This is a genomic window from Bradyrhizobium sp., from assembly GCF_049691595.1.
In the GTDB taxonomy this organism is placed as follows: Bacteria; Pseudomonadota; Alphaproteobacteria; order Rhizobiales; family Xanthobacteraceae; genus Bradyrhizobium.
In genome coordinates this window covers 1-3375 of record NZ_JBAVNZ010000390.1, presented here as the reverse complement: position 1 = coordinate 3375, position 3375 = coordinate 1, and the positions used below count along the sequence as shown (strand labels likewise).

The 3375-nt window shown below is 62.5% G+C and carries 1 protein-coding gene and 1 tRNA gene; both read left to right on the top strand.

Going from position 1 to position 3375, the window contains the following annotated elements; all coding sequences use genetic code 11:
• The first annotated feature begins 240 nt into the window (after positions 1 to 240).
• On the top strand, positions 241 to 2919 hold the full coding sequence (locus tag WCE35_RS16800) for a glycosyltransferase (RefSeq protein WP_424594456.1): 2679 nt from the start codon (positions 241 to 243) through the stop codon (positions 2917 to 2919).
• A 147-nt stretch (positions 2920 to 3066) separates the two neighbouring features.
• A tRNA-Lys gene (locus WCE35_RS16795) sits at positions 3067 to 3142 on the top strand.
• Positions 3143 to 3375 lie beyond the last annotated feature (233 nt).

Below are 3375 nucleotides of genomic sequence, written 5' to 3'. Positions count from 1 at the left end.
CGGCGGCACCTTCGCCCACCCCCGCCGCCGCACCCGCCGCGCCGGCAAAATAGTCGCCGCGAAAAAGGAGCGATCCGAATCTTTCGCGGTTGTCATCGTTCGCGCCCTTAAAACGCCATGGCGTCATACCAGTTGTTAAATCGCGCGGCAGGATTATCCTGATGTTGCCGCCGTGTCGGCCGAACCTAGGGGACGGGTTCGCTTTCCCTTAGATCGCAGGCCCCGGATGGTTTAGTCGCGATGCGCGCCGTCGTCGCCGTTGTTGTGTTCGTCACCGCTGCCCACGCGGCGCTTTGGGGCCTGTTCCAGGAAAAGCTGCCGGCGCCCGATTTCCGCGGCATCCTGCCGAGCGTCTCCTATGCGCCGTTCGAGGGAACCGCGCATCCCGACGTCGACAACATCCCGAGCGTCGAGAAGATTCGCGCCGACCTGAAAAAACTGTCGACGATGACGCGCGCGATCCGTCTCTATTCCTCCACCGGCGGCGTCGAACTGGTACCGCCGATCGCCGCCGAGTTCGGGCTCAAGGTCACGGTCGGCGCCTGGATCGACAAGAACTCCGACCGCAACGAGCGCGAAATCGATGCGGCGATCAATCTCGCCAGACGCAACAGCAATGTCATCGGCATCGTGGTCGGCAACGAGACCATCTACCGCGGCGAGCAGAAGGTCGAAGACCTGATCGAGCTGATCAAGCGGGTCAAGAAATCGGTCAACATTCCCGTCACCACGGGCGAGATCTGGAACATCTGGCGCGACAATCCCGAGCTTGCCTCCTCCGTCGATTTCATCGCCGCGCACGTACTGCCCTATTGGGAAAATTTCACCGACAAGCAGGCGGTCGATCAGGCGTTCTATCTCTACCAGCTCCTGCGCGAAAAATTTCCGGGCAAGCGGATCGTGATCGCCGAATTCGGCTGGCCGAGCGCCGGCTACAATCTCGGCAATGCGGAGCCCGGCCCGTTCGAGCAGGCCTCGGTGCTGCGCAACTTCGTCACCCGCGCCGACGCCATCGGCATGGAATACAACATCGTCGAGGCGATCGATCAGCCCTGGAAGTTCTTCGAAGGCGGCGTCGGTCCCTACTGGGGAATTCTCAACGCTTCGCGCGAGCCGAAATTCGCCTGGACCGGGCCGATCGAAAACGAGAATTACTGGAAGCTCGCGCTGATCGCGGTGCTGGTCGGCATCCTGATGTCGCTGCCGATCCTGCGGCTCGCAGCGCCGACGGTGATGCAGGCGCTGATGCTGTCCGCGGCGGCCAGCGGCGTCGGCGCCTGGGCCGCCACCGTGTTTGCCTACTGGACCGGACATTATTTCGTGTTTGGCTCGGCCTTCGCCCTGACCCTGGGCCTGATCCTGCTGGTCCCCCTGGTCCTGATCGCGATGGCGCGGATCGAGGAAATCGCGGCGGTCGCCTTTGGCCAGCGCCCGCGCCGGCTGATCACCAAGGCAGAGACCGCGCTTGCGGCCAGCTCAACCGACGCCGCCGCGTTCCCGAAAGTATCGATCCACATCCCCGCTTATTTCGAACCGCCGGAGATGCTGAAGCAGACGCTCGATGCGGTGGCGCGGCTCGACTATCCGAATTTCGAATGCGTCGTCATCATCAACAATACGCCGGATCCGGAATTCTGGCAGCCGATCCAGGATCATTGCCGCGCGCTCGGCGAGCGCTTCAAGTTCATCAACGCCGAGAACGTCAAAGGTTTCAAGGCCGGCGCGCTGCGCATCGCCATGGACCGAACGGCGGCGGATGCCGAGATCATCGGCATCATCGACGCCGACTACGTCGTGCAGCCGGACTGGCTGAAGGACCTGGTGCCGGTTTTCGCCGATCCCAGGGTGGGCCTCGTGCAGGCACCACAGGATCATCGCGACGGCGACCGTTCGCTGATGCACTACATCATGAACGGCGAATATGCCGGGTTTTTCGACATCGGCATGATCCAGCGCAACGAGTTCAACGCCATCATCGTTCACGGCACCATGTGCCTGATCCGCCGCGCGGCGATGGACATGGCCGGCGGCTGGGCCGGCGACACCATCTGCGAGGACACCGATCTCGGCCTTGCGATCATCGAGCATGGCTGGCTCACGCATTACACCAACGTGCGCTACGGCCACGGCCTGTTGCCGGACACCTATGAAGCCTTCAAGAAGCAGCGCCATCGCTGGGCCTATGGCGGCTTCCAGATCGTCAAAAAGCACTGGCGGCGTTTCCTGCCCGGCGCCAGCAGGCTCAGCCCCGATCAGCGCCGCGAGTTCTCGCTCGGCTGGCTGAACTGGTTAGGGGCCGAAAGCCTCGGCGTGCTGGTCGCGCTGCTCAACCTGATCTGGGTGCCGATCGTCGCCTTTGCCGACATCGCCATTCCCGACAAGATCCTGACGCTGCCGATCATCGCTTCCTTCGTGGTCTCGCTGGTGCATTTCGTGGCGCTGTACCGGCTGCGCGTGAACATCAAGGCCGGACAGATGCTGGGCGCGATGATCACCGCGATGTCGGTGCAATGGACGGTGTCGCGCGAGGTCGCGCAAGGAATGATCACCGAGCATCTGCCGTTCGCCCGCACCTCCAAGGGCGGCCTGTCGCGGATGTCGATCGAGTTCCAGGCGTTCTGGGAAGCCGTCATCGGCGTACTGCTATTGGTCGGCGCAACGGTGCTGGTGATGATGAACGGCACCAAGCAGGTCCGCGAGATCTATATTTTCGCAGCCGTGCTGGTGCTGGAAAGCCTGCCGTTCCTCTCGGCGGTCGCGATCGCCATCCTGGAGAACTCGCGCCTCAACTCGTTTGCGTTCTGGCGCAACAGCGCGGTGCGGACCGCCGAATTGATCGGCCTGCGCCCGGTGACGATGCCGACGGTGGCGAGCCCCTCGCAACCGGTGGCGTCGGAGATTCGCCAGGAGGCGAACTGAGATCGTGGATGAAACCGCCCGGTCGGCTTGAAGAGTCCGGGTTAACCTATCGCTTTGCAAAGGGAATCCGGGCCGTCCCGCCGCACCTTCGCGGCCCGTCGCGCTATTGACCGGCAGGGGCCCGCCCCCTACACACCCGGTCTAAGTGAGCGCGTAGCTCAGGTGGTAGAGCACGTGACTTTTAATCATGGGGTCGAGGGTTCGAGTCCCTCCGCGCTCACCAACAATCAAAATATATCAGCGACTTACCGGCCCCATCAAAACCTCCTGTGACTAGAAGAGCCAGTTTAAGGACAACATAGGGACCATTCAAATCGTGCGCTGCCGCCCCGCGAAATCGCTGACGCCACAACTCGTCGCAAAGTCGTGGATAGCGCCACCTGCACCCCTTTCGAGCGCGTTTGGGTAGTATTATCTTTGAAGCGGTTCGGCCGACTTGGACGTGGAGTGGTGCTC